General features: G+C 41.0%; 25 protein-coding genes and 2 tRNA genes. 25 read left to right on the forward strand and 2 right to left on the reverse strand.

Annotated elements, in window-relative coordinates:
* Positions 1–228 precede the first annotated feature (228 nt).
* From ACIQXR_RS19860 to ACIQXR_RS19975, 24 genes are all read left to right on the forward strand, one after another.
* Positions 229–1,314 carry a ubiquitin-like domain-containing protein gene (locus tag ACIQXR_RS19860; protein WP_402959599.1) on the forward strand — a complete coding sequence of 362 codons (1,086 nt, stop codon included), beginning with the start codon at positions 229–231 and terminating at the stop codon, positions 1,312–1,314.
* A 236-nt stretch (positions 1,315–1,550) separates the two neighbouring features.
* Positions 1,551–2,114 (forward strand): ribonuclease M5, encoded by a 564-nt coding sequence (gene rnmV / locus ACIQXR_RS19865; RefSeq protein WP_402875892.1) that lies wholly within the window; start codon positions 1,551–1,553, stop codon positions 2,112–2,114.
* Positions 2,107–2,985, forward strand: coding sequence for a 16S rRNA (adenine(1518)-N(6)/adenine(1519)-N(6))-dimethyltransferase RsmA (gene rsmA, locus ACIQXR_RS19870; RefSeq protein WP_402875893.1), 879 nt, complete (start codon positions 2,107–2,109; stop codon positions 2,983–2,985). Before rnmV ends, rsmA begins: the two co-directional genes overlap by 8 nt.
* 200 nt (positions 2,986–3,185) lie before the next feature.
* Positions 3,186–4,064 carry a sporulation peptidase YabG gene (gene yabG, locus ACIQXR_RS19875; protein WP_402875895.1) on the forward strand — a complete coding sequence of 293 codons (879 nt, stop codon included), beginning with the start codon at positions 3,186–3,188 and terminating at the stop codon, positions 4,062–4,064.
* A gap of 308 nt (positions 4,065–4,372) precedes the next feature.
* Complete coding sequence (veg, locus tag ACIQXR_RS19880) at positions 4,373–4,624, forward strand: biofilm formation stimulator Veg (protein WP_402875897.1); 252 nt, start codon at positions 4,373–4,375, stop codon at positions 4,622–4,624.
* A 148-nt stretch (positions 4,625–4,772) separates the two neighbouring features.
* On the forward strand, positions 4,773–4,949 hold the full coding sequence (locus tag ACIQXR_RS19885) for a small, acid-soluble spore protein, alpha/beta type (RefSeq protein WP_402875898.1): 177 nt from the start codon (positions 4,773–4,775) through the stop codon (positions 4,947–4,949).
* A gap of 325 nt (positions 4,950–5,274) precedes the next feature.
* On the forward strand, positions 5,275–6,144 hold the full coding sequence (gene ispE / locus ACIQXR_RS19890) for a 4-(cytidine 5'-diphospho)-2-C-methyl-D-erythritol kinase (protein WP_402875900.1): 870 nt from the start codon (positions 5,275–5,277) through the stop codon (positions 6,142–6,144).
* Positions 6,145–6,206: 62 nt separating this feature from the next.
* Complete coding sequence (gene purR / locus ACIQXR_RS19895) at positions 6,207–7,031, forward strand: pur operon repressor (protein WP_402875902.1); 825 nt, start codon at positions 6,207–6,209, stop codon at positions 7,029–7,031.
* 12 nt (positions 7,032–7,043) lie between these two features.
* Entirely contained in the window at positions 7,044–7,418 is a 375-nt protein-coding gene (locus ACIQXR_RS19900; RefSeq protein ID WP_402875903.1) for a RidA family protein, read from the forward strand.
* Positions 7,419–7,610: 192 nt separating this feature from the next.
* Complete coding sequence (gene spoVG, locus ACIQXR_RS19905; protein WP_034316332.1) at positions 7,611–7,907, forward strand: septation regulator SpoVG; 297 nt, start codon at positions 7,611–7,613, stop codon at positions 7,905–7,907.
* Between the two features lie 574 nt (positions 7,908–8,481).
* Entirely contained in the window at positions 8,482–9,855 is a 1,374-nt protein-coding gene (gene glmU, locus ACIQXR_RS19910; RefSeq protein ID WP_402875905.1) for a bifunctional UDP-N-acetylglucosamine diphosphorylase/glucosamine-1-phosphate N-acetyltransferase GlmU, read from the forward strand.
* A 15-nt stretch (positions 9,856–9,870) separates the two neighbouring features.
* Entirely contained in the window at positions 9,871–10,824 is a 954-nt protein-coding gene (locus ACIQXR_RS19915; RefSeq protein ID WP_402875907.1) for a ribose-phosphate diphosphokinase, read from the forward strand.
* 206 nt (positions 10,825–11,030) lie between these two features.
* Positions 11,031–11,669 (forward strand): 50S ribosomal protein L25/general stress protein Ctc, encoded by a 639-nt coding sequence (locus ACIQXR_RS19920; RefSeq protein ID WP_402875909.1) that lies wholly within the window; start codon positions 11,031–11,033, stop codon positions 11,667–11,669.
* Between the two features lie 245 nt (positions 11,670–11,914).
* Positions 11,915–12,475 carry an aminoacyl-tRNA hydrolase gene (gene pth, locus ACIQXR_RS19925; protein WP_402875912.1) on the forward strand — a complete coding sequence of 187 codons (561 nt, stop codon included), beginning with the start codon at positions 11,915–11,917 and terminating at the stop codon, positions 12,473–12,475.
* 107 nt (positions 12,476–12,582) lie between these two features.
* Positions 12,583–12,813 carry an anti-sigma-F factor Fin gene (fin, locus tag ACIQXR_RS19930; protein ID WP_402875914.1) on the forward strand — a complete coding sequence of 77 codons (231 nt, stop codon included), beginning with the start codon at positions 12,583–12,585 and terminating at the stop codon, positions 12,811–12,813.
* Positions 12,814–12,964: 151 nt separating this feature from the next.
* The gene (gene mfd, locus ACIQXR_RS19935) at positions 12,965–16,501 is read left to right on the forward strand and encodes a transcription-repair coupling factor (RefSeq protein WP_402875916.1); all 3,537 of its coding nucleotides are present in this window, start codon (positions 12,965–12,967) and stop codon (positions 16,499–16,501) included.
* A gap of 184 nt (positions 16,502–16,685) precedes the next feature.
* Complete coding sequence (gene spoVT / locus ACIQXR_RS19940; RefSeq protein WP_402875918.1) at positions 16,686–17,222, forward strand: stage V sporulation protein T; 537 nt, start codon at positions 16,686–16,688, stop codon at positions 17,220–17,222.
* Positions 17,223–17,438: 216 nt separating this feature from the next.
* Complete coding sequence (locus ACIQXR_RS19945) at positions 17,439–19,070, forward strand: putative polysaccharide biosynthesis protein (RefSeq protein WP_402875920.1); 1,632 nt, start codon at positions 17,439–17,441, stop codon at positions 19,068–19,070.
* A complete protein-coding gene (gene yabN / locus ACIQXR_RS19950; protein ID WP_402875922.1) occupies positions 19,057–20,535 on the forward strand; it encodes a bifunctional methyltransferase/pyrophosphohydrolase YabN in 1,479 nt (492 codons plus the stop codon). Before ACIQXR_RS19945 ends, yabN begins: the two co-directional genes overlap by 14 nt.
* Positions 20,536–20,560: 25 nt before the next feature.
* Entirely contained in the window at positions 20,561–20,824 is a 264-nt protein-coding gene (locus tag ACIQXR_RS19955) for an RNA-binding S4 domain-containing protein (RefSeq protein ID WP_402875960.1), read from the forward strand.
* A gap of 73 nt (positions 20,825–20,897) precedes the next feature.
* Complete coding sequence (gene yabP, locus ACIQXR_RS19960) at positions 20,898–21,206, forward strand: sporulation protein YabP (protein WP_402875924.1); 309 nt, start codon at positions 20,898–20,900, stop codon at positions 21,204–21,206.
* The gene (gene yabQ, locus ACIQXR_RS19965) at positions 21,203–21,835 is read left to right on the forward strand and encodes a spore cortex biosynthesis protein YabQ (protein WP_402875926.1); all 633 of its coding nucleotides are present in this window, start codon (positions 21,203–21,205) and stop codon (positions 21,833–21,835) included. Before yabP ends, yabQ begins: the two co-directional genes overlap by 4 nt.
* A gap of 14 nt (positions 21,836–21,849) precedes the next feature.
* Positions 21,850–22,236, forward strand: a complete 387-nt coding sequence (locus ACIQXR_RS19970; protein WP_402875928.1) for an FtsB family cell division protein — start codon at positions 21,850–21,852, stop codon at positions 22,234–22,236.
* 79 nt (positions 22,237–22,315) lie between these two features.
* Positions 22,316–22,774, forward strand: a complete 459-nt coding sequence (locus ACIQXR_RS19975; RefSeq protein ID WP_402875930.1) for a S1 domain-containing RNA-binding protein — start codon at positions 22,316–22,318, stop codon at positions 22,772–22,774.
* 224 nt (positions 22,775–22,998) lie between these two features.
* Here ACIQXR_RS19975 and ACIQXR_RS19980 read toward each other — a convergent pair.
* Both ACIQXR_RS19980 and ACIQXR_RS19985 read right to left on the reverse strand, forming a co-directional pair.
* A tRNA-Glu gene (locus ACIQXR_RS19980) sits at positions 22,999–23,070 on the reverse strand.
* A 16-nt stretch (positions 23,071–23,086) separates the two neighbouring features.
* Positions 23,087–23,160 (reverse strand) — tRNA-Met (locus ACIQXR_RS19985).
* Positions 23,161–23,487: 327 nt separating this feature from the next.
* On the opposite strand from ACIQXR_RS19985, the gene spoIIE reads away from it, so the two are divergent.
* Positions 23,488–25,962, forward strand: coding sequence for a stage II sporulation protein E (gene spoIIE / locus ACIQXR_RS19990; RefSeq protein ID WP_402875932.1), 2,475 nt, complete (start codon positions 23,488–23,490; stop codon positions 25,960–25,962).
* The last annotated feature ends 173 nt before the right edge of the window (positions 25,963–26,135 follow it).

Genomic DNA, 26,135 nt, shown 5'->3' on the forward strand with positions numbered 1-26,135 from the left:
TGAGGAATATGCATAATAGGTAATAATTTCCTAAATGAGAAGTGGATGGGTTGACAGCTCGATAAGTATGTCTATATAATCACCGGGAGGAAGGAGGAGTTTTTCATTCTATCAAAAACTATGAAAAACCTTATTTCCAGACTTGTAGGTAAGAAGCGAATAGCGGTTGCGATATGCACGGCAATTCTCGTCACTACGGCGCTGGGAATACTGATCCATAAAGGAACAATGCATACAGTCACAATCATGCTTGACGGGAAAAAAGAGGTAGTGCGGACACACGCGGCTACTGTAAATGATATGTTAAAAGATTTAGAGATTACGGTTCAAGCCGCAGATTATGTACATCCTTCTGTTGACAGTGAAGTAGCTGATGATCTAGAGGTAGTGTACAAGCAGGCTCGAAAAATTGTCATGGTACAAGATGGTGAGCAAGAGGAAGTCTGGTCAACCGCCGATACCGTAGAGGAATTTATCAAGGAGCAGGAGCTCGGAGTAGATGAGAAGGATAAAGTTACTCCTTCAAAAGACACGAAGCTTAAAGCAGATATGGAAGTTAGCATCGATAGAGCCTTTTCACTGAACTTGGTGGTAGGTGGAAAAGAAAAGCAGGTTTGGTCAACTTCGACTACGGTCGCTGACTTTTTAAAGCAACAAGGTGTCAAACTCAATGATTTAGATCGAGTTGAACCAGGATTAGTGGAAAAAGTTGAAGCAAAGAATACGGTAAACGTTATTCGAATTGAAAAAGTCACCGATGTAGTGGAAGAACCTGTCGATTATGCTGTCATTACTAAAAATGATGATTCTTTATTAAAAGGGAAAGAAAAGATCGAAAAAGAAGGAAAAAAGGGTATCACTTCCAAGGAATACGAAGTGATCAAAGAAAATGGAAAAGAAGTCAAAAGGAAATTGCTTTCTGAAAAAGTTGTGAATAAAAAGCAGGATAAGGTCGTAGCGGTCGGAACTAAGAAGCTTGAAACCCAAGAATCACCGAGAGCAACGAATGTGAATTCTACCAGCGGAAAAGAAATTTACGTCTCATCAACGGCCTATACAGCAAGTTGCCACGGCTGTTCAGGTGTTACTTCAACAGGAGTGGATCTGAAAAGTAATCCTAATGCCAAAATCATAGCAGTCGATCCAAGCGTGATTCCCATGGGCTCGAAGGTCTATGTCGAGGGTTATGGCTATGCTACTGCTGCCGATAAGGGCGGAGCGATTAAGGGAAACAGAATAGATGTATTCTTTTCATCGAAAAACGACGCTTATCGTTGGGGTGTAAAGAAAGTGAAAATCCGAGTACTGGATTAATAAGTTTTCTCTCGCAGGAGATAAATTGTCTCCTGCTTTTTTGACGTTTTATTTTACCATTTGTTGAAACCAACAGTATAAACCTGCTTTAATAAAAGAGACGATTCAATAAGTTATAAAATTTCAGTGTAAACTAAAAGTGAATCGAGTGATGGCGTGAGAAGCCATCCCGATGGAAAAGTCGTGGCAAGGTCTGTTACATAGTAAGTCTTGCGCTTTTCTGTATGGAGGAAAACATGAAAAAGATTAAAGAAATCATTGTTGTTGAAGGTAAAGATGATACAGTAGCGATAAAAAGGGCGGTCAATGCGGATACCATAGAAACGAACGGTTCCGCCGTGAATCAATCCTGTATAGATCAGGTAAGGTTGGCACAAGTCACACGTGGTGTTATCATTTTTACGGATCCGGATTTTCCAGGACAAAAAATCAGAAATATCATTTCAGAACAAGTAAAGGGCTGTAAACATGCCTTTTTAACGAAGAAAGAGGCGTTGCCTAAGTCAGGCAGGGGAATAGGCGTGGAGCACGCTTCACCTGAAGCGATTCGTAATGCCTTGAAAGACGCACAACTCATGGATGAGGAAGCCCAAGAGGAAATATCCCAGCAGGATTTAATAGATGCAGGTTTAATCGGTGGTGCGGGAGCTAGAGAGCGAAGAGAAAGACTTGGTTCCATCTTAAAGATCGGTTTTACAAATGGTAAGCAATTATACAAGCGATTAAAAATGTTTCAAATATCAACTGAGGCTTTTAGCGAAGCGATTGTACAGATAAATCAGGAGGAAAATCATGAATAAAGATATAGCAACCCCTGTCAGAACGAAAGACATCCTAAAGAAGTACGGATTTTCGTTTAAAAAGAGCCTAGGGCAAAATTTCCTAATCGATACGAATATCCTGAAGCGGATTGTCGAGCATGCGGAGTTGACAGAGGAAAGTGGAGCGATTGAAATTGGGCCAGGTATAGGGGCGCTGACTGAACAATTAGCGAAAAGCAGCAAAAAGGTCACAGCCTTCGAAATAGATCAGCGCTTACTTCCGATACTAGCCGATACACTGTCTCCATACGACAATGTGAAAATCATCCATGGGGATGTCTTGAAAGCGGATGTCAAGCAGGCCATCGAGGAAGAGTTCAAGGATATCAAGGATATAATGGTCGTAGCCAACCTTCCTTACTATGTTACTACTCCCATCATTTTGAAGCTTTTGTCAGAGGACTTACCGATTAGAGGCATCGTATGTATGTTGCAAAAGGAAGTCGCCGATCGAATCGCAGCTAAGCCAGGCACGAAGGAATATGGTTCTTTATCGATTGCCATTCAATATTATACGGAAGCAGAGACGGTTATGATCGTTCCAAAAACGGTGTTCATGCCGCAACCGAATGTCGATTCGGCTGTTATTCGCCTCACAAGACGGGTTACACCGATTGTCGAAGTACAAGATGAGGACTTTTTGTTCGTCGTGACCCGGGCGAGCTTTGCACAGCGCCGAAAAACGATATTAAATAACTTAACAAGTCAGTTGCCGGAAGGAAAAGCGAAAAAGGAATTGATTCTTGCTGCTCTTAAGGCCGTAGAAGTCGACCCGACTAGGCGAGGGGAAACATTGAGCATTGAGGAATTTGGACGCTTGAGTGATGCATTACTGCCGAATTTTAAATAACCATTACCAATCTAACGTCGGAAAGGGGTTCTATTCTCCCTCATCCGGCTTTTTTTTTGGATTAGAGCGGGTAGTGAACCGATTCCCGCATATGATATACCCCAATTTTCACTTTCACCATTCGTGGAGCGTTAGCATAACTTAAGAAAGAAAACAATCTAGGGTGGGCTTTAAAATAAGTCTTCTCATGGGGTGGAGCAATGAATGTTCAGATAAATGATATTGTCGGTCGGCTCTCTTATAAATGCGACGTACTATTTCGGGTAATTGATATCCGTGATAATTACGGCAAACGTGAAGCGGTTCTTTACGGGGAAGATATTCGGCTAATCGCAGATGCACCTTTTCAGGATTTGATGATTATAAACGATAATGAGCGAAGTGTCCGTCAAAAGTCCAATGAAGCACTCCAAGAACAATCCTACCGCCTATTAACGCAAGATTTAGAGCTTCAGCAGCAAAAAAGCGGATATCAATCAAGTAATGGGTACCGCTATAGCGGAGAATACTTTCAAATACCAGGCAGAGTGCTACATGTAGACGGGGATGCTTCCTATCTTCGAAAATGCCTGGACCTTTACCAGAAATTCGGCATACCGGTGAATGGCGTCTATTGTAACGAAAAAGAAATGCCCCAGAGAATTGGCAGCCTACTGGACCATTACCGTCCAGATATCCTTGTCGTCACGGGTCATGACGCCTATTCTAAATCAAATGGACCGATGTCCGATATCAACGCCTATCGTCACTCCAAGGATTTCGTGCAAACCGTCCGTGAGGCGAGAAAGAAGGTATCACATCTAGATCAACTAGTTATATTCGCTGGTGCTTGTCAATCCCACTTTGAATCGATCATCCAAGCAGGGGCTAATTATGCAAGTTCCCCTTCGCGCGTGAATATTCATGCGCTTGATCCCGTATATATTGTCGGTAAGGTAAGTTTCACGGCCTATATGGAGAATCTTCATGTTTGGGATGTTCTTCGCAATACGTTAACAGGCGAAAAAGGATTGGGCGGGATTGAAACAAAAGGCATGCTTCGAACAGGACTCCCCTTTAAACCTTTCCAGGAAGAATGATGAGCTGCATTTTGAAAGAATGCAGCTTAATTTATTGCTTGAAATTTCGGATATCAATAATTCTGACAGGATTTTTTTAATCGAAAAAGGGAGCAGAGGACTCAGTAGCGAAAATTTTTCCTTTTTGATAATGAATAGTTCGCTTACATATATTTTCAATTACTAGGAGATAATAAAAATGTTAACGATTTTTGCGGAATTAAGGTAAAAATATATTGACTACATTTTTAACTGCTGATATAATTTATTATTTTGTTTGCGTATATTAACAATTTGTGATATACTATAATTAGTGAGGTGGACCGAAAATGCCAAAAACTCTAGCTGATATTAAAACTGCACTTGATTCAAACCTAGGTAAAAGATTGCTTTTGAAAGCAAACGGTGGAAGAAGAAAGACTGTAGAACGTTTTGGAATTTTGGCGGAAACTTATCCGGCTGTTTTTGTAATTGAACTCGACCAAGATGAAAATGCGTTTGAAAGAGTATCTTACAGCTATGCGGATGTATTAACGGAAGCCGTGGAACTAACCTTTTTAAACAAACAACAAGAGATTTAACTTAGAGGAAGTAGCAGACAATATGTTTGCTACTTTTTGATTTGTCCAAAATCCAGGTGTGACCAGTTCAGGGTGGAATAAGTAAGCATGAAATAGCGTATGTAACAAACAATAGGCATGTGACAGCATGTGAAAGGGGTTGTTTCGCTTGAGTAGAAAAAAAGGGATTATGTCCGAGGACTTTAAAGAGGAATTGGCAAAAGAACTTGGATTTTACGATGTTGTCCAAAAAGAGGGTTGGGGCGGAATTCGAGCCCGCGACGCAGGAAACATGGTAAAACTTGCAATCGAAAAAGCACAACGTCAAATGGTGGATAAAGAATAAAATCTCACTAAAATGAATCATGCTGTCCTTACGAAATGGGCCAGGCTCTTTCTTCAATGTATAGCGATATCCTTTTATGCTTACATTGTAGATACAGGAGTCTGGCCTTTTATTATAAAGAAACATAAGCGAATAACGGGCACTAAGTTGCATGGCAAGTCCTTCAAGAAGGAGCAACGGCCCCCTCTCCCCGCAGTCCTTTTCTCCCCTCTAAGGTATTCTCCACTTCAATACATTGTAAATACGATGAAAAAACCTTTAGAATAGAAACAAATATGATAGAATAGGACAAGAACTTTTAAGAACGTTAAAGTAGGTGGACATATTGAAGCTTATGGAAAAAGCCCCGGCTAAAATTAATTTAGCTTTGGATGTGCTTTTCAAACGGCCTGATGGGTATCACGAGGTGGAGATGATCATGACGACAGTCGATCTTGCCGATAGAATAGAGCTAAAAGAAATAAAAGGGAACCACATTCAAATTCTATCTCATAATCGATTCGTTCCGGATGATCATCGGAACTTGGCGTATCAAGCTGCATTCATTTTAAAGGAACGTTATGGAATTAATAAAGGTGTTTCTATTACAATAGAGAAAAATATTCCTGTAGCAGCCGGACTTGCAGGTGGAAGCAGTGATGCCGCTGCTACATTAAGAGGATTAAATAGACTGTGGAAGTTAGGACTTTCCATGGATGAACTTGCTGAAATAGGGGCAGAAATCGGTTCTGATGTTTCGTTTTGTGTATATGGAGGGACGGCTTTGGCTACAGGACGTGGGGAAAAAATCATGCATCTTCCTACACCGCCCAAATGCTGGGTTATTTTAGCCAAACCGACTATTGGCGTATCTACCGCTGATATATATAAACGATTGCAGGTTGCCAAAATGGATCATCCTGATATTCCCGGTATGATTTCGGCCATAAGGGATAATAGTTATGAACGTGTATGCGACGGTCTGGGAAATGTACTGGAGCAGGTTACATTGCAATTGTATCCAGAGGTGGCCAACATTAAAGACCAAATGAAGACGTTCGGCGCAGATGCTGTCTTGATGAGTGGAAGCGGACCGACAGTCTTTGGACTAGTGGAACATGACTCCCGTATGCAAAGGATCTATAACGGACTACGAGGATTTTGTGATCAAGTCTATGCTGTCCGCATGTTAGGTGACCGTAGCGACCTTGAATAAATGCGGACAATGATGTTATAGTTGCATTATAATATTCGGAAATGACAGAGGGTGTGTTACAAATGAAATTTCGTCGCAGCGAGAGGCTAGTCGATATGACCAATTATTTATTAGAACATCCAGGGGAACTCGTTTCACTGACCTATTTTGCTGAGAGGTACAGTTCTGCCAAGTCTTCAATAAGTGAGGATTTGACGATCATCAAGGATACCTTTGAGCAAAGAGGAATAGGTTCTTTGACGACCGTACCGGGTGCCGCGGGTGGCGTAAAGTATATCGTTTCCATTAAACGGGAGGAAGCCGATACCTTTATAGATGAGCTTTGTGAAACAATCGCTAGTCCTGAAAGACTATTACCGGGCGGCTACCTATATATGACCGATATCTTAGGTCACCCGCAAACTGTGAATAAGGTCGGCCGGATCATCGCTTCCATGTATGCCAAGAAAAATGTCTCGGTTATAATGACGATGGCTACTAAAGGGATATCATTAGCATACGCGGTGGCGAACTATTTGAATGTTCCCGTCGTCATAGTAAGAAGGAATAATAAGGTGACAGAAGGCTCTACCGTTAGTATCAACTATGTCTCTGGCTCGTCTAAAAGAATCCAGACAATGGTCCTTTCAAAGAGAAGCTTGGTTGAGGGATCGAATGTGCTGATTGTGGATGATTTCATGAAGGCAGGAGGGACAATCAACGGGATGGTAAGCCTTCTGGATGAATTTAAGGCGACTGTTGCCGGGATTGCTGTCCTCGTAGAGTCCGAACATACGGAAGAGTGTCTCGTGGAGGATTATGTGTCATTAATCAAGCTGACGCAGGTTGTTGAAAGAGATAAAAAGATAAACGTTAGTCGTGGAAACTATTTTACTAAAAGGGATTAAGGGGGATTTTTCATGAAAAAAGTACACACGAATGAAGCACCAGCAGCAATCGGTCCATATTCACAGGGTATCATTGTGGAAAGTTTATTCTATAGTTCGGGTCAAATTCCTCTTACTGCTTCCGGGGAAATGGTGAATGGAGACGTAAAAGAACAGACGCATCAGGTATTTAGGAATCTTCAGGCTGTATTGAAAGAGGCAGGTGCTACTTTAGACACAGTCATTAAAACGACGGTATTCATTAAAAGCATGGATGACTTCAGTTCGATTAATGAGGTATATGGAGAGTATTTTTCTACACATAAACCGGCGCGGTCTTGCGTAGAGGTCGCACGTTTGCCTAAGGATGCTCTTGTGGAAATAGAAGTGATTGCGCTCGTTAAATAAACGGGCTCTTTTTTTTTGCCTTTTCTAGGGGGATTGTAGTGGGTACTTTTCCAGTATTTTCAGGATGTTTTTAATATTTTTTCAAAACTAGGCTTAATTTTCTAAAAAACTTACAGATAATAGAAGGATTTCCCGTTTATTTGTTGAATATGTACTTTAAGATTTAACAACTAAAAGGGATGGTGAGCTTAAATGGAAGTTACTGACGTAAGATTACGCCGTGTGAATACGGATGGTCGTATGAGAGCAATCGCATCAATTACACTCGATAATGAATTTGTGGTTCATGATATTCGAGTAATTGACGGAAATAATGGTTTATTTGTGGCTATGCCAAGTAAACGTACTCCAGATGGGGAATTCCGTGATATTGCGCATCCGATTAATTCTTCCACACGCGGGAAAATTCAAGAAGCTGTCTTGACAGAATATCATCGTTTAGGAGAACTTGAAACCGAATTAGAGGAAGCAGGAGCAGGAGCTTCTTAAGTGTTTTACATGGTCCATTATAAATAAGTGCAACCAGAGCCTACTTCTTAAGTAGTGCTCTTTTTTATTTTTATGACTTGTAAATATTGAATCTAGAAAAGTAACTGGTACTATCTTCAAAATTACAAATACCCCTTTTGTTTTATGTATAAACATTTTTTTTAGTAAATTTTATTTTTTATAAGAAAAATAATTACTTACCATTAAAGTAAAAATTGATCAATTGTGATTGATGGTCATTACAAGGGCATTCGCCGCATTGAAAGCATTACTTTTACATAGGGAAATAAGGAATGGAATCACTGTATAAACGCGGGTGTTATAGCATTTCAGGGAATGGACCTGCTACTTGATAGTCGCTTTTCACGTACATGGGTGAGAGAAATGCAGCTCATTTTGCAAAGGGGATTATAATGAATGGGGGAATTTTAATTAGTTTTTATTCCCATATTAAGGTCAAAGGTCTGATGGACAGAGGTTAACATTATCATCTACTTTCAAATGTTACCTTGAAAAGAATCCTTATTTAAGATAATATTTTTAATGGATAAAAAGGTGAAAATGGAGGCCTGTTATGAGTAATCGCTATGCAATAATTTTGGCCGCTGGGCAAGGCACTAGGATGAAATCTAAGCTTTACAAGGTTTTACACCCTGTTTGCGGAAAACCAATGGTACAACATGTTATCGATCAAGTCAATCAACTTCAAATAGAAGATATTGTAACAGTTATTGGGCATGGAGCAGAAAAAGTACAAGAACAACTTGGGGATTCATGCAAGTACGCCTTGCAAGAGCAACAATTAGGTACGGCACATGCTGTTATGCAGGCGGAAAGCGTATTAGCAGGTAAAAGTGGAATAACACTTGTTATTTGTGGGGATACGCCCTTAATCAAAGCAGAAACGATGGAAGCGCTTATCGCTTTACATGAAAAAAGCCAGGCGAAGGCAACCATTCTGACAGCGTATGCAGATCAGCCAGATGGATATGGCAGAGTCTTACGTAGTGAAAATGGACTTGTCGAAAAAATTGTCGAGCATAAGGATGCTTCTGTTGAAGAACGATATGTTAAGGAAATTAATACGGGAACATATTGTTTCGACAATCAGGCCTTATTTAGCGCACTGAAAAAAGTTTCAAATGAAAATGTCCAAGGTGAATACTATTTACCGGATGTTATTGAAATCTTAAAACAAGCAGGCGAAACAGTTACGGCCTTTCAATCAAGTAACTTCGACGAAACTTTAGGTGTAAACGACCGCGTCGCTTTATCACAGGCGGAACAAATATTACGGAAACGCATCAATGAGTTGCACATGAGAAATGGCGTCACAATCGTTGATCCGCTTACGACGTATATTGAATCCGATGTGAAAATTGGCCAGGATTCAATCATTTATCCTGGTACAATGATTAAAGGGCGAAGTGTTATCGGAACAGATTGCCAGGTTGGCCCACAATCGGAAATCATAAATTGTGTAATCGGGAATGGAACGGAAATTCGCCAATCGGTTGCACAGGATAGCCAAATTGGTAACTCTGTGAAAGTCGGCCCGTTTGCGCATATCAGACCGGAATCGGATATACAAGATTCCGTGAAAATCGGAAATTTTGTCGAAATTAAAAAGTCCGTATTCGGAAAAGGAAGCAAAGCCTCTCATTTGAGTTATATAGGGGATGCTGAGGTTGGAGAGAATGTTAATATAGGCTGTGGATCTATTACCGTGAATTATGACGGTAAAAACAAATATTTGACGAAAATTGAAGACGATGTCTTTATTGGCTGCAATTCAAATCTCGTTGCGCCTGTAACGATTGCAAAAGGAGCATATGTTGCTGCGGGGTCAACAATCACCAAGGATGTACCGCAGGAAGCTCTGTCAGTTGCCCGGGCACGTCAAGTTAACAAAGAAGATTATGTGAAAAAATTAAAATTCAATAACTAACCCACGGAGGTCATCATGTCAAATCAGTATTTAGATCCTAATTTAAAAGTATTCTCTTTGAATTCAAACTTTGGTTTAGCCCAAGAAATTGCCGCAACAATTGGCGTTGAACTTGGAAAATGTACCGTAACGAGTTTCAGTGATGGTGAAGTTCAAATTAACATAGAAGAAAGTATTCGTGGGTGTGACGTTTATGTCATTCAATCAACGAGCCAGCCTGTAAATGAGAACTTGATGGAACTTTTAATCATGATTGATGCTTTAAAACGTGCTTCGGCAAAAACGATTAACATCGTTATGCCTTATTATGGATATGCACGCCAAGATCGTAAAGCACGCGCACGTGAGCCGATCACAGCTAAGCTAGTAGCAAATCTATTAGAAACAGCTGGCGCACACCGAGTTATTACATTAGATCTTCACGCACCGCAAATTCAAGGTTTCTTCGATATTTTAATTGATCACCTAGTAGCGGTTCCAATCTTGTCTGACTTCTTCAAAGAAAAAAATCTTGAAGATATCGTCATTGTTTCTCCTGACCATGGTGGTGTGACACGTGCCCGTAAAATGGCGGATCGTTTAAAAGCACCGATTGCTATTATCGATAAACGCCGTCCAAGACCAAATGTGGCTGAAGTAATGAACATCATCGGTAACATAGAAGGAAAAACAGCTATTCTGATTGATGACATCATCGATACAGCAGGAACCATTACACTTGCAGCGAATGCCCTTGTAGAGCATGGAGCTAAAGAAGTGTATGCATGTTGTACTCACCCGGTCCTTTCAGGTCCAGCTATTGAGCGCATTCAAAATTCATCAATCAAAGAATTAGTCATCACAAACTCAATTGTCCTTTCTGAAGAAAAGAAAATTGATAAAATTGTTGAATTGTCTGTGGCTCCATTGATTGCTGAGGCGATCATTCGTGTGCATGAAGAACAATCTGTTAGTACATTGTTCGATTAATAGTCAGTTTTAAAAAACATGGTGGGCCTTATGGTCCGCCATTTTTTTATTCTCTGGTTTTTAAAAAAGTTCTCCCTACTCCCCCTTATTCTTTTTTGGAGTCGTATTTCTAGCGTGCCAATATATGTTTAATCTTTCTCTGATAAGGGAAGATTTAAATATATAGTGAAACTGTAATATTTTATATTCAGGAAGGCGGAGGATGTATGAGTAATCTATTAGTAGCTAAAGAACGTAAGGGGACTAAACATTCTAATTTAAAGGACTTAAGGGAAAGCGGAGAAATTCCGGCCGTCGTATATGGGAATAAAAATGGCAGCACAGCCATTTCAGTCAACAACGCGGATTTCCAAAAAACAATAAAAGAAGTGGGCCGTAACGGAATTATTTCGTTAGATTTAGAAGGAACTAAACATCAGGTCATGCTTTCTGATTATCAGAAGGATCCGTTGAAAAACCATGTATTTCATGCCGATTTCTTAATCGTGGACATGAAAGCAGAACTACAAGCACAGGTACGCATCAATCTCGTAGGTACATCCAAAGGGGTTAAAGATGGTGGCGTCCTACAGCAGTCACTACATGAGGTAACTGTTTCAGCTAGACCTGATGATATCCCGGAATCAATCGACGTTGATGTCACAGAGCTTCAAGTAGGTGAAACAATCTACATATCTGACGTCCAATCAAACCAAAAAGTCACAATTGAAAACAGTGGGGAAGAAGTCATTGCTTCTGTATTACCACCTCGTCAAGAAGAGGAAATTAGTACAGGTGAACAGCAAGATGGTGGAATCCCAGAAAATGAGGAAGGCAGGGAGACTAAGCCTTCACCAGAGTCATGATGCCGGGATTATAGAAGTTAATCATGGTATAATAGGCGTAGCTCTTTATGAGTTGCGTCTTTTTTTGCTTCTCTGCATTCGTTAAGGAGTTATTGCTTTTAATTAGAAATAATTTCTAATTAGTTCTCCGGTCGCTTGCGGAAATACTTAAAATTGAGGTACTATTTTTCTAAGGTCACTTATGATTTTTAGAATCTTCGGTCAAACGTAACTCTCTAAATATCAGGAATGACGGAGTGTGAATCATGAAAATCTTTGTAGGGTTAGGAAACCCGGGTAAGCAATATGAAAAAACACGGCATAATGTCGGGTTTGAAGTGATAGATGAGTTAGCTAAAAATTGGTCCATTTCACTTGACCAAGCCAAGCATAAAGGCATTTATGGTGTGGGAATGGTGCGGGGCGAGAAGGTCTTACTACTTAAGCCTTTAACCTACATGAATTTGTCGGGAGAATCCATATCGGCCGTCATGCAATTTTTCAAAGTGGACGTATCGGATGTTATCATCATTTATGATGATCTTGACTTACCGCCCGGAAAAGTACGGCTTCGTCAAAAAGGAAGTGCAGGCGGACATAATGGGATTAAATCAACCATTGCCCATTTAGGTACCCAGGACTTCAATCGAATTAGAATAGGGATTGGCCGTCCAGTCGGTCGTATTCCAGTGCCTGATTATGTCTTGGGCCGGTTTTCTAAAGAAGATTGGGATCATGTCGGGGCTACAATCGAAAAAAGTGCAGCCGCCTGTGAAACATGGCTAGAAAAACCATTTACTCAGGTCATGAACGAATATAACCAATAAGGTTAGAGTAGATATAAGATAAGGAGAAATTTCTTTCTGTTTCGCTGAATAAATCTCCCCTATTTTAGTACATACTAACGGTATTATTAAATAGGGGGTTATCGAATATGGCTCTCCATTATCGTTGCCGGCATTGCGGAACTAAATTAGGTTCACTTGAGCATGACGCATTGACCGCGGAGCAGTTGGGGTTTAATCAACTTACTGATGAAGACCGTCAAGAGATGATCGTTTATGATTCCGAAGGGGATATGCATGTGAAGGCAATATGTGAAGAATGTTATAATTCACTGCAAAATAACCCAGAATATTATGAAAGCGATTATATTATTCATTAGCGGGAGAGGGCTTTGGACAAAAATCCAAAGCATTTTTCCGTTCATTTTAGTATATATGGATTGAAAAATAGAGAATAGGTTTGATTCGGTTATAGAGAGAGTAAATACAATCAAAAGGATTTACGCATGATCAAGAGAGGAGGGACAGACTGTGGATGGATTACAACACTTGTTCTCTAAACAAGATGATGTTCATTCGTTAATAGCAGGCATAGACGAAGGATTAAAAGAACAAATGGTATCTGGCTTGACTGGTTCTTCAAGATCACTTCTGCTGGCATCTGTATATGAGAAGACGAACAGATCAATCTTAGTAGTGACCCATAACTTACTACAAGCTCAAAAGTTCCAGGAGGATTTATCGAGTTTTATCCCGGAAGATGAGCTATTTATATATCCAGCCAATGAATTAATTGCTGCAGACATGAGTGTGGCCAGTCCTGAATTACGGGCACAACGCGTAGAAGCATTGAATTTCTGGGCAAAAGGTAAGAAAGGAATTGTCATTGCACCGATTCCTGGTGTCCGCAGAATACTTCCTCCGAAAGATGTTTGGAAGAAGCATCAGCTTTCCTTTAAATTAGGTGAAGAAATCAATCTGGAATCCACATTGGGTAAATTCATCGCTATGGGGTACAATCGGGCTGAAATGGTGTCTTCCCCTGGGGAATTCAGCATCCGGGGCGGTATCATCGATATCTATCCGATAACGGACCCGGACCCTATTCGGATTGAGTTATTCGATACGGAGATTGATTCTATTAGAACGTTCTCATCAGAAGATCAGCGCTCCATTAAAAAGCTTCAGACCGTAACAATCGGCCCGGTTAGCGAAGCTTTATTGGAAACGATTCATATTGAATCCATTATTTCGAAACTTGAAAGCGGATTAAGTAAGAGCTTGAAAAAGGTAAAAGATGAAAAAACGAAAGAACAATTGGTCCAAACCATCAGCTATGAACTTGAGCAGCTTAAGGACGGTAATAAGCCTGATCAAATCTTCAAATACCTAAGTTTAGCATATGATAAACCAGCTAGTTTAATAGATTATCTTCCCGTAAATGGATTGGTGTTCCTGGATGAAATCAGTAGAATCCAAGAACTTAATGATTCTTTGGAAAAGGAAGAGGCGACATGGTATACAGACCTTATAAGTCGGGGGCAGATTATCCATGATATACAAATGGCCCATCCAATGCATGAATTAATTGCAAAATCAAATCGGCCGTTTGTGTACCTTTCTTTGTTTTTACGTCATGTGCCGCATACGAACCCTCAAAACATCCTTAATTTTTCCAGTAAGCAAATGCAGAATTTCCATGGACAGATGAATGTATTCAAGGCAGAACTGGAACGTTGGAAAAAAGGGAATTTTACGGTGATCATTCTTGGGCAAGATGAGGAACGAGTAAAAAAGCTCCATTCCATATTAGCAGATTATGATATCGAAGCGGCAGAACTCCTGGATGCAAACAGCATCCTTCCTGGAAAGGTGCAGATATTACGCGGCAGCCTTAATAGCGGTTTTGAATTGCCAATGCAGAAATTCAGCATTATTACGGAAACTGAATTGTTTAATAAGAAGACAAAAAAGTCGATTCGCAGGCAAAAACTATCAAATGCGGAACGGATCAAAAGCTATTCCGAGTTGAAAATCGGTGATTACGTCGTTCATGTCAATCACGGGATTGGTAAATACTTAGGAATTGAAACGCTAACGATAAACGGGGTACATAAGGACTATCTGCATATCAAGTACCAAGCGGATGACAAATTATATGTTCCTGTTGATCAAATTAACCTTGTTCAAAAGTATGTTGGTTCAGAAGGTAAAGAACCGAAGCTTTATAAGTTAGGCGGAACAGAATGGAAACGTGTAAAAAGTAAGGTTCAGTCTTCTGTGGAGAACATTGCAGATGATCTAATTAAACTCTATGCAGAACGAGAAGCAGCAAAAGGCTATGCCTTTTCCCCTGACGGCGATATGCAGCGGCAATTCGAAACTTCATTCGCCTATAATGAAACGGAAGATCAACTGCGATCCATTACCGAGATTAAAAAGGATATGGAACGTGAAAGGCCGATGGACCGTTTGCTATGTGGTGATGTGGGTTATGGAAAGACGGAGGTGGCCATTCGTGCCGCTTTTAAAGCAATCATGGATGGTAAGCAGGTCGCTTTCCTTGTTCCGACCACGATTCTTGCTCAACAGCACTATGAAACATTGAGGGAGAGATTCCAGGAGTATCCAATATCCATAGGGCTAATGAGTCGCTTCCGTACAAAAAAACAGCAAACGGAAACGATAAAGGGAATAAAAGCTGGCACAGTGGACATCGTTGTCGGCACACACAGAATTCTATCTAAGGATTTGGTATATCGTGATTTAGGCTTGCTGGTGATTGATGAGGAACAACGCTTCGGTGTAACTCACAAAGAAAAAATAAAACGATTGAAAACCAATGTCGATGTATTGACTTTGACTGCTACGCCTATTCCAAGGACTCTTCATATGTCGATGCTGGGTGTTCGTGATTTATCCGTCATAGAGACACCTCCGGAAAATCGTTTTCCAATCCAGACCTATGTAATGGAGTATAACGGGGGCTTGGTCAAAGAAGCAATCGAACGTGAGTTAGCGAGAGATGGACAGGTTTATTTTTTATATAATAGGGTAGATGATATAGCAAGAAAAGCAGAAGAAATTTCCATGTTAGTACCGGATGCCCGCGTTACCTTTGCTCACGGACAAATGTCCGAGCAGGAGCTAGAAGCCGTCATGTTTGGTTTTCTAGAGGGAGAATATGATGTTTTAGTAAGCACAACCATCATAGAGACCGGTGTGGATATTCCCAATGTTAATACGCTCATCGTTAATGAAGCAGATAGAATGGGCCTTTCCCAGCTTTATCAGCTACGGGGACGAGTTGGACGTTCAAATCGGGTGGCCTATGCATTCTTTACTTATAGAAAAGATAAAGTGTTGACTGAAGTTGCCGAAAAACGTCTCCAATCTATTAAGGAATTCACCGAACTAGGATCAGGATTCAAAATTGCCATGCGGGATCTATCCATCAGGGGAGCAGGAAATATATTAGGTGCTCAACAGCATGGATTCATCGATTCAGTTGGTTTTGATTTATATTCTCAAATGTTACAAGAGGCTGTTGAGGCAAAACGTTCGGATAAACCAATCGAAGAAAAGTCTACACTTGAAATTGATGTTGAAATTGATGCATACATCCCAGATGCCTACATAATGGACGGACATCAGAAAATAGAAATGTATAAACGGTTCAGAGGCGTTGCTTCTCTAGAAGAAGTTGAGGAATTAAAAGAGGAGATGCTCGATCGATTTGGCGAGTACCCGGAAGAGGTTGCTTATCTATTTTTAATCGCTGAAATGAAGGTGTTTGCTAATACGGCTGGTATTGAGAGCATCAAACAGCTTAAACAGGAAATCACCATCCTCCTTAGGGAAGAAGTAAGCAGCATCGTGGACGGTCAAAAGGTCTTTGAGCTTGGCTCGAAATACGGCCGTATGGTTGGCTTCGGTATGGACGGTAATCGAATGAAACTTGTTCTGCACATAAAAGGTGTAGAACAAACCAAGTGGTTACCTATACTTTTCGAGATGACCAAAGGCCTCCAGTTCGTCAAAAAAGAAATACAAGCGACAAAAAATTAATGAGAAGATGGTTCTCTTGAAGAAGCCTTCTGGCACACTTATAAAAAATACATCAAAAAGAAATATTTTTTCAAAGTGTATAGAACTTACCATTAGAAAAATACTAAGTTCAATAGCTGGTGATGTTTTTGCTTTACAAAAGAGGATATATCAAATCAATTAGATGAAAGTGAGGCAACATTAGATGAAAGCAACTGGTATCGTTCGGCGAATTGATGATTTAGGTAGAGTTGTCATCCCAAAAGAAATTCGAAGGACTCTCCGCATCCGTGAAGGTGACCCATTAGAAATCTTCGTGGACAGAGATGGAGAAGTCATTCTAAAGAAATACTCCCCTATTAGTGAACTAGGTGATTTTGCAAGAGAATATGCAGAAGCAATATATGATAGCCTAGGAAATCCAGTTATGATATGTGATCGTGATACTTACATTGCTGTAGCGGGCGGGTCTAAAAAGGACTATTTAAATAAAAGCATCAGTGACTTGGTAGAAAAAATCATGGAGGAAAGAAATCCTGTCCTTGAATCACCGAATGGACAAATTTCCTTCGTGGATTCAAATGATGAAGAAGTTCAATCTTATGCAGCAGCTCCGATCATAGCCAGTGGTGACCCGATAGGTGCGGTTCTGATTTTCTCTAAAGATGGCGCATTAGGTGAAGTTGAACAGAAGTCGGTTGAAACAGCAGCTAGTTTCCTTGCAAGGCAAATGGAACAGTAAGTCAGGAAATGCAATTATATATATGGATGTGTAAAGGGCAGCGATCGCTGTCCTTTTTGTTCTTTTAAAAAAAGATCATAACAGGGAGTCCCATGAATAAATGGAGTCGTGCTTTTGCTGGAGGATCGTGTTAAGAGGAGGGGACCCTGTAAGTAAAATAACTTCTACAAATTGTGCTATAATAACAACCACATATAAGTGAAAAGGGGAAAAAGAATGGCTGAAAAGCCTTATAAAACTTCAAGGGACATCTTTCGAGGAGCCTTGATTTTAAGTGCTGCGGCCATTATCGTGAAAATTTTGAGTGCAGCCTATCGCATTCCATATCAAAATGTCGCCGGGGATATCGGGTTCTATATTTATCAACAGGTATATCCTTTTTACGGAGTGGCTTTGACACTCTCTACGCTTGGTTTTCCCGTTGTTATATCAAAACTCATTGCAGAACGGGGCTCTTCCGAAAATGACTACACGATAAAAGACATTCTGTCGACTGCTTTGGTTGTTTTAGGTTCCATCGGTTTATTGTTATTCATGGCTCTATTTCTCGGAGCAGATTGGATTGCGGGGATCATGAGAGACCCAGAGTTATCAGGGCTTTTGAAAATCATAGCATTTTCCTATTTACTCATGCCGTTTTCATCCGTTTTAAGAGGATTCTTTCAAGGGAAAAATGATATGATTCCAACGGCTGGCTCCCAGGTCGCTGAACAAAGTATCCGGGTTGTAACCATCCTTGTATTATCGACACTGTTTGTGCATATGGGCTATTCTCTGTATGATGTCGGTAAGGGCGCGGTCTTCGGTTCGATTACGGGAGGGATATCGGGGCTTGTTCTGTTGTTTGCCTTCGTGCTTTTGAGACGGGAGTGGAAGCTGTTTAAGCCAATGGGTGTTAAGAGGCCCCACTTCATTCGTATTTCCAGGAGCTTAATCTTTCAAGGTTTCGCCTTTTGTGTGACCGGGCTTATACTCATCCTGTTTCAATTTGTGGATTCCTTTCACCTCTACTCGCTATTGAGAGGGTCCGGGATGGGTGAAGGAGAAGCCAAAGGGTGGAAAGGGGTCTATGACCGGGGACAACCTTTGCTTCAGTTGGGGACCGTCGTGGCGAACTCTTTTGCATTGGCGCTTGTCCCTGTTATCTCCGGGTTTGTCCGGGACCGTAATGATCAAGAAATTCTAGGAAAGGTTAGATTGGTGTTGCGTGTGAGTGCAACGATTGGATTGGCTGCCGCCGTGGGTTTGATGGCAACGATGAGACCGGTCAATTACATGTTGTTCACAGACTCAAAAGGTACAGTCACCTTAGCCATCTATTCCATATCGATATTATTTACGTCACTAATCATGGCAAAAGCTGCGGTGATACAATGTCTGGGTCATTCGGTAGCCCCGGTAATCATCACGCTAATCGGGGTAGGGAGCAAGTGGCTATTAGATCTTGCCCTTATCCCTCGCTATCACATTGCAGGGGCGGCATGTGCTACCGTTCTGGCTTTCTTTATCATGACGATTTTGTTTTATATAGTAGTAAAGGTACATATCAAAAAGCCTTTATTTGAAAAGAGGCACCTGTATATTATTTTAGGAAGTACGGCTTGCATGGGATTGGCAGTCCTGCTATTCAATGAAGCATTCCGCTGGGTGATGCCACCTGAAGAAAGTAGGATGCTTGCTACATTCCAAGCATTAGGCGGAGTGGGCATGGGAGCGGTGATCTTCTTATTCATGATCATCCGTACTGGGTTGTTCACGGAAGAGGAGCTTGCCTTGATACCAGCAGGGTTAAAAGTTAAACGGCTTATTAAAAAGAAGAATCGAGGTACTGAAAATGTTGACGAATGAGATAACGATTATAGGTCTTGGTGCGGGCGATTTAGACCAGCTCCCATATGGAATCTATAAGAAACTGACTCAAACAAAGGAATGCTTCGTCCGGACAATGGACCACCCGGTCATCACGGATTTGACGGCGCTAGGAACTAAGTTCCTTTCTTTTGATTCAATATATGAAAAACATGACCAGTTCGAAGCTGTATACGAGGAAATATCAGAGACGTTATTAAGCGAAGCCATGAATGGTCCTGTTCTATACGCTGTACCAGGCCACCCGATGGTTGCCGAGAAGACGGTCCAGCTCTTACTGGAGAAAGGACCGGACCGTGGAGTTGCCATTAAGCTTGAAGGTGGTCAAAGCTTCCTTGATCCTCTATTCCAGGCCGTGAAGATTGACCCGATTGAAGGATTTCAACTTCTGGATGGAACGGATCTTTCCCCGGACGACTTACATATCCGGCAACACATGATCATCGGGCAGGTATACGATGCCTTCAGTGCTTCTAACGTGAAATTGACGCTGATGGAGAAGCTTCCTGATGACTATACAGTGTATATCGTAACAGCGGCAGGAAGTAGCGAGGAAAAGGTTACCCAATGTGCGCTTTATGAGTTAGATCGGCAAATGGAACTGAGCAACCTAACGAGTGTTTATGTACCGCCCGTTAAAGAAGAGGCCTTGCAGTACCGGGAATTTTCCAAGCTTCGTCAAATCATTGCGCAGCTTAGAGGACCTGATGGATGTCCGTGGGATAAGAAACAAACACATGATAGCCTAAAAAAATATTTAATAGAAGAGGCTTATGAACTGATAGACTCAATCGATGAAGAAGATGATGAAGGAATGATTGGGGAATTGGGGGACGTGCTGCTACAAGTGATGCTTCACGCGCAAATTGGTGAAGATGAAGGCATGTTCACTATAGATGATATAATTGGCGGGATTTCGGCTAAAATGGTCCGGCGCCATCCTCATGTGTTCGGAGATGTAGAAGTGAGTGGCGAGGAAGACGTTTTAGTGAACTGGCAGAAAATCAAAGAAGAAGAAAACGGACAAGACGCAGACAGGGATGTCTCCCTTTTAGATGGTGTGGAGAAATCACTGCCAAACTTGCTTCGTGCCGAGGATTATCAGAAAAGGGCAGCGAAGGTCGGGTTCGACTGGGGAGAGGTTTCCGAAGCATGGAAAAAGGTTATAGAAGAAGTGCAAGAATTTGAAGACGAAATGAAGGATCCTAACCCAAATAAAGATCGGATAAAGTCCGAATTGGGCGACCTCTTTTTTGCGCTTGTCAATGTTTCGCGCTATTATGACATACAAGCGGAAGAAGCTGTCCATAAGGCAAATCTTAAGTTTTATAAACGGTTTACATATATAGAAGAATGTATCAAAAAGGAGGAAAAGAATTTCTCTGATTATACACTGGAGGAATTGGATTCCTATTGGAATGAAGCCAAAGCAAAAGGACTTTAAATTATAAGGGGATGTAAACATGCCAATGAGATTAGATAAATTCCTTAAGGTATCAAGATTAATCAAGCGAAGGACCCTTGCGAAAGAAGTTGCGGATAAAGGTCGTATCACCATCAATGGGCAACAGGCAAAGGCGAGTTCAAATGTAAAAGAGGGTGACGAATTAACGGTGCGTTTTGGTCAAAAGTTGGTTACCGTCCGCGTAGAGAAAATCCAGGAAACGACGAAGAAAGAAGCAGCCGCCGAGATGTTTTCAATCATTAAGGAAGAAAAGCTGGCAGAAGAGTAGGGACAGGCTTGTTCTAATTCATCCCATCTGCACATACACTTGTACAAAATCAATGGTATTGTGAGGGATGGAAATGAGCCAATATATTGATCCAAATGCTGGTTATACAAAAGGAACGATTCAGGAACATGATGTCACGATGAAGGGCCGTCGTTTATTGGATATTACCGGGGTGAAACAAGTGGAAAGTTTCGATAACGAAGAGTTTCTGCTTGAAACATCCATGGGCTTCTTATCTATTCGTGGACAAAATTTACAAATGAAGAATCTAGATGTGGATAAAGGGATTGTTTCAATCAAGGGGAAGGTATTTGACCTCGTATACTTAGATGAACAATCTGGGGAGAAAGCTAAAGGCTTCTTTGGCAAATTGTTCAAATGACCCTGACGATTCAATTTTATACGTTGCTTGCGATGATTGGAATGGGCAGTTTGTTTGGTGCTGCCCTAGATACGTATAACCATTTCTTGAAGCGTTCAGAGAGGAATAAGTGGATTGTTTTCCTCCATGACTTTCTTTTCTGGATCATTCAAGGCCTAGTCATTTTTTATGTCCTGTTTTTAGTGAATGAGGGTGAGCTACGCCTCTATTTATTTTTGGCCTTATTATGCGGATTTTCTGCCTACCAAGCTCTTTTTAAAGATTTGTATCTTCGATTATTGTCATTTGTCATTTCTTTGGTGGTCAAGCTGTTTAGATTTCTAACAGAACTGGTCCGCCTGGTACTATTTGAGCCAATTAAATGGATCATCATGACCATATTTGTATTCATCATGGGGATAGGCAAGGGTGTCGGAACGCTTTTAAAAGGGATAGGTAAAGTGATTCTCTTTGTATTAAATATATTCTGGAAGCCTCTAAAATGGATATTTTTAAAAATGTGGAATTTATTTCCGGTTTTTGTTACAAAAAATGGCGAGAAGTTTTATAATAAAGGCAAAGGGATTTTATTGAAAATGAAGAATTCTATTAGTGAGACAATCCATAAATGGAGAAAAAGAAGAAAATGAGGAGTGATAGGACCATGAGCAGCCTCAAGAAAAGGAATGTAGCAAAAATCGAAAATCCTTATGTCGCTCAACAAGAGAAAAAGGTACAAACAGTCAAAAAAAAGAAACGTGGTTTAGTCCGCCGACTAACGCTATATTCCGTTTTCGCTGCTATCTTTTTGATTGTGGCTGTGTCCACTCTCGTTACGCAGAATATTGCCTTAGATGAAAAAGTACAGCAAAAGGAAGAACTAGAAGGAAAGTTAGCGAAAATGGAAAAGAAAGAGTCACTTCTTAAAGAAGAGATCGTAAAACTGAATGATGAGGAGTACATCGCAAAGATCGCGAGAAGGGATTACTTCCTATCAGATAAGGGTGAAGTCATCTTCAACCTTCCAAAGGCGAAGGAAGATAGCGACTAATATTGACACTATTTTTTTACTTTAGCTATAATATAAGTGAAGAGATTTTTTAACATTTCTAAGGAGGAACATTTTTTTTATGTCAATCGAAGTAGGCAGCAAGTTACAAGGAAAAGTAACGGGCATTACTAATTTTGGTGCATTTGTAGAGTTAGCCGAGGGTTCTACGGGTCTTGTCCATATCAGTGAAGTAGCGGATAATTATGTCAAAGATATTAATGACCATTTGAAGGTTGGGGACATAGTTGAAGTGAAAGTCATCAATGTGGAAAAGGACGGTAAAATTGGCTTATCCATAAAAAAAGCAATAGACCGACCTGAGGGAGAGAGAAAACCTGCGTATACACCACGTCCGCGCCAGGGAAGAGGGAATGATAATCGTTCGAAAGACTCTCGTTCTAAAGGGAATGGTTTTCAACCTAAGGAAAACTTTGAGCAAAAAATGGCTAAATTCTTAAAGGATAGCGAAGACCGCTTAACGACACTCAAGCGAAGCACCGAAACAAAGCGTGGAGGGCGCGGAGGAAGACGCGGATAAACTTGCTGCTGAAATGGATTAGCAACGTTTCTGTTAATAATTCATAGTATGAATACAAATATAGATCATGGATAAAGGCAAGCCTACTAGGCTTGCCTTCTTTTAATATAGTGATAGGTTCAAAAAACTGATCTTAGCTATGGCAAAAAGACTTATGCCAACTAAAAAGCGCCTCGGTTTACTCTCCTAATGAAGAGGGAACCGAGGCGCTTTTTTTTATGGGATGACCCGTACGGGAATCGAACCCGTGTTACCGCCGTGAAAGGGCGGTGTCTTAACCGCTTGACCAACGGGCCAGAATTAGTAAAAAGATAGCGGCAGAGGGGATCGAACCCCCGACCTCACGGGTATGAACCGTACGCTCTAGCCAGCTGAGCTACGCCGCCATAATGATAAGTGCTACTGAAGCACAAGTTATATCTTACAGTCGTGCTAGAGGATTGTCAACAGAAAAAAGAAAAAATGTCACTTTCCAAATTTAACTTAAATATTCAGGGCATTTTCCACAAAAATAACCTAAAAACTTTGCTTTTCTTCAGAAATAAAAGAACACCCGTTTCTCTATTTAAGAAAAGCGTTTAAAAACCTGTATACAAATGAACGTTCAAGAAGAATTTCGTCGAACGTTTTTTAGTATGACTTATAAAATTCTGACAAAAAAATAGAGATGTCCTCTATATAATAAAAATCAATAATACGAATGGGGTGTTGAAATGGAGAAAATCGAAAGACCTATGATGGAACCGCTTGGAGATGTTCAGTTAAAGGAAGCGAAGGATGGGGCGATCAATTGGATTCAGACGCTTCAGGCAAAAACGGATGACATATTTATAAAGAAGGGAATTTCATTAGCCATTATCGGTTTTTTATTAGGACGAGCCTTGATTCTTTCACAATTATCACCATTTGCCCTTCCGTTTTTCGCTGCTGTGTTTCTCATGCGTCGTGATCGAGCGCCACTTGCACTATTCGGTTTAATCGCAGGGGGGCTGACCATTCATTACTCCAATAGTTTAGTGATCTTTGCATCCGCGTTCCTGCTCCTTCTTTTTAATAAGATTAAGAGACCGGGAGTTGAAGGACAGTTCAAGACGATGTCGATGTATGTGTTCGCTTCACTCTTCCTGGTCAACCTGGCCCAGCAATATCTGGTCTTCCGAACGATTCAGCTATACGACATGATGATGATCGGGGTGGAGGCGGGACTCGCAATGATTCTTACCCTAATATTCATACAGTCCATCCCGCTGCTATCCATACGTAAAAAATCGCAATCATTAAGGACGGAGGAAATCGTCAGTATAATCATCCTGCTTGCATCAGTGATGACCGGGACAATAGGCTGGATGATTTATGATTTATCTCTCGACCATATATTTTCACGATATCTGGTCCTCCTATTCGGGCTGGCAGGAGGGGCCGCCATAGGCTCCACTGTCGGCGTCGTCACCGGTTTAATATTTAGCCTGGCAAGCATCGCGAGTCTCTATCAAATGAGCCTCCTTGCCTTTTCGGGCTTGCTTGGGGGATTACTGAAGGAGGGAAGAAAGGTCGGCGTTGCCGCAGGCCTATTAATTGCAACGCTATTAATAGGCCTGTACGGAGAAGGAACCAACAATATCATGGTCACACTATATGAATCGCTTATTGCCGTCTTATTATTCGTATTAACACCGTCATCCATCATAAATAAAATTGCCAAGCATATACCCGGAACCGCTGAAAATTCAGATGAACAGCAGCAGTATGCCCGGAAAGTGAGGGACGTGACCGCCCAAAGGGTAGAACAGTTCTCACATGTATTCGAGGCGCTTTCCAATAGTTTCTCACAAGTCGATGAAAGAGGAAGAGTGGAGGAGGATGAAAAAGAGTTTGATTACTTTTTAAGCAATGTTACTGAAAAGACCTGTCAGATCTGTTTTAAGAAGGATCAATGCTGGGCCAAGAACTTTAATACAACCTATGATGGAATGCAGGAAATTATGATTCAATTGAGTGAAAATGATGGACAGCTTCCCCAAAAAACGTCAAAGGAGTGGGATAAGTACTGTACGAGAGGTCCGCAGGTCGTAGGGGCGATAGCCCAGGAACTTAATTATTACGAAGCCAATCAAAAACTGAAAAGGCAGGTGAAAGAGAGTAGGAGACTAGTAGCTGATCAGTTACGGGGTGTATCAGCCGTAATGGAGGACTTCGCCAAGGAAATTCAAAGGGAAAGGAAAAATCATCATCTGCATGAGGAATCTATAATGGAGGCCATTCAGGATTTTGGTCTAAATATTGGGTATGTGGAGATTTACAGCCTTGAACAGGGAGGTGTCGATATAGAAATGAGCGTCCCTTACTGTCAAGGAAGGGGGGAATGCGAGAAATTGATTGCTCCTATGCTTTCCGATATTTTAGGGGAAACGATTGTTGTTCATTCTGAGGAATGTGCCAAGTATCCACAAGGCCAATGTGAGGTGATATTCAGGTCGGCAAAAAAATTCACGGTTGAAACGGGTGTAGCACATGCTGCAAAGGGAGGAGGGCTTGTATCAGGGGATAGTTATACGACAATGGAAATTGGCGCCGGGAAATATGCGATTGCCATAAGCGACGGGATGGGCAATGGGGAGAGGGCTCATTATGAAAGCACGGAAACATTGAAGTTACTTCAGAAATTTTTACAATCCGGAATAGAAGAAAAGATAGCCATAAAATCTGTAAACTCCGTATTATCTCTGCGAACGACTGATGAAATATTTTCTACTCTTGACCTAGTAATGATTGACCTTCAAGATGCAAAGGCTAGATTTTTAAAAATCTGTTCCATACCAAGCTTTATTAAGAGGGGGGATAAAATCATTAAAATAGAATCCAGTAACCTGCCAATGGGCATTATTCAAGAAGTTGATGTAGATGTCGTATCCGAGGAACTGAGGGATGGCGATATATTGATCATGATGAGTGATGGAGTGTTCGATGGCCCATCTCATGTGGAAAACATTGAGTTTTGGCTTAAACGGAAAATCAAGGAAATGGAAACGGACGACCCACAGGAAATATCTGATCTAATCCTAGAAGAAGTCATACGGACAAAAGGAGTCATAGATGACGACATGACAGTGGTCACTTCGAAAATCAAGCATAATACACCGAAATGGGCATCGATTCCCGTTTCGGCCAAACGAAAAAAAGCCCAATAGAGGAGGAGTGCCTATAAAAACCATAAGGAGGAATCAATGTGCCAAGTTGGTACCTTTTCACCCGATATAACAAGTTCGCAGGAACTAAGATTTACATAGGCAACCAGTCATAGAATGTTGACTGGTTGCCTATGTATTTTATTGTATAAATTCCTCCCTTTTAGTCAAGTATG

Source organism: Peribacillus sp. NPDC097224, assembly GCF_044761985.1.
Taxonomy (GTDB): Bacteria; Bacillota; Bacilli; order Bacillales; family DSM-1321; genus Peribacillus.

Excerpts from the sequence above, each read along its gene's own strand:
- ACIQXR_RS19860 (WP_402959599.1), top strand. The coding sequence starts at position 229 with ATGCATACAGTCACAATCATGCTTGACGGGAAAAAAGAGGTAGTGCGG.
- rnmV (WP_402875892.1), top strand. The coding sequence starts at position 1,551 with ATGAAAAAGATTAAAGAAATCATTGTTGTTGAAGGTAAAGATGATACA.
- rsmA (WP_402875893.1), top strand. The coding sequence starts at position 2,107 with ATGAATAAAGATATAGCAACCCCTGTCAGAACGAAAGACATCCTAAAG.
- yabG (WP_402875895.1), top strand. The coding sequence starts at position 3,186 with ATGAATGTTCAGATAAATGATATTGTCGGTCGGCTCTCTTATAAATGC.
- veg (WP_402875897.1), top strand. The coding sequence starts at position 4,373 with ATGCCAAAAACTCTAGCTGATATTAAAACTGCACTTGATTCAAACCTA.
- purR (WP_402875902.1), top strand. The coding sequence starts at position 6,207 with ATGAAATTTCGTCGCAGCGAGAGGCTAGTCGATATGACCAATTATTTA.
- ACIQXR_RS19900 (WP_402875903.1), top strand. The coding sequence starts at position 7,044 with ATGAAAAAAGTACACACGAATGAAGCACCAGCAGCAATCGGTCCATAT.
- spoVG (WP_034316332.1), top strand. The coding sequence starts at position 7,611 with ATGGAAGTTACTGACGTAAGATTACGCCGTGTGAATACGGATGGTCGT.
- glmU (WP_402875905.1), top strand. The coding sequence starts at position 8,482 with ATGAGTAATCGCTATGCAATAATTTTGGCCGCTGGGCAAGGCACTAGG.
- ACIQXR_RS19915 (WP_402875907.1), top strand. The coding sequence starts at position 9,871 with ATGTCAAATCAGTATTTAGATCCTAATTTAAAAGTATTCTCTTTGAAT.
- ACIQXR_RS19920 (WP_402875909.1), top strand. The coding sequence starts at position 11,031 with ATGAGTAATCTATTAGTAGCTAAAGAACGTAAGGGGACTAAACATTCT.
- pth (WP_402875912.1), top strand. The coding sequence starts at position 11,915 with ATGAAAATCTTTGTAGGGTTAGGAAACCCGGGTAAGCAATATGAAAAA.
- fin (WP_402875914.1), top strand. The coding sequence starts at position 12,583 with ATGGCTCTCCATTATCGTTGCCGGCATTGCGGAACTAAATTAGGTTCA.
- spoVT (WP_402875918.1), top strand. The coding sequence starts at position 16,686 with ATGAAAGCAACTGGTATCGTTCGGCGAATTGATGATTTAGGTAGAGTT.
- ACIQXR_RS19945 (WP_402875920.1), top strand. The coding sequence starts at position 17,439 with ATGGCTGAAAAGCCTTATAAAACTTCAAGGGACATCTTTCGAGGAGCC.
- yabN (WP_402875922.1), top strand. The coding sequence starts at position 19,057 with ATGTTGACGAATGAGATAACGATTATAGGTCTTGGTGCGGGCGATTTA.
- ACIQXR_RS19955 (WP_402875960.1), top strand. The coding sequence starts at position 20,561 with ATGAGATTAGATAAATTCCTTAAGGTATCAAGATTAATCAAGCGAAGG.
- yabP (WP_402875924.1), top strand. The coding sequence starts at position 20,898 with ATGAGCCAATATATTGATCCAAATGCTGGTTATACAAAAGGAACGATT.
- yabQ (WP_402875926.1), top strand. The coding sequence starts at position 21,203 with ATGACCCTGACGATTCAATTTTATACGTTGCTTGCGATGATTGGAATG.
- ACIQXR_RS19970 (WP_402875928.1), top strand. The coding sequence starts at position 21,850 with ATGAGCAGCCTCAAGAAAAGGAATGTAGCAAAAATCGAAAATCCTTAT.
- ACIQXR_RS19975 (WP_402875930.1), top strand. The coding sequence starts at position 22,316 with ATGTCAATCGAAGTAGGCAGCAAGTTACAAGGAAAAGTAACGGGCATT.
- spoIIE (WP_402875932.1), top strand. The coding sequence starts at position 23,488 with ATGGAGAAAATCGAAAGACCTATGATGGAACCGCTTGGAGATGTTCAG.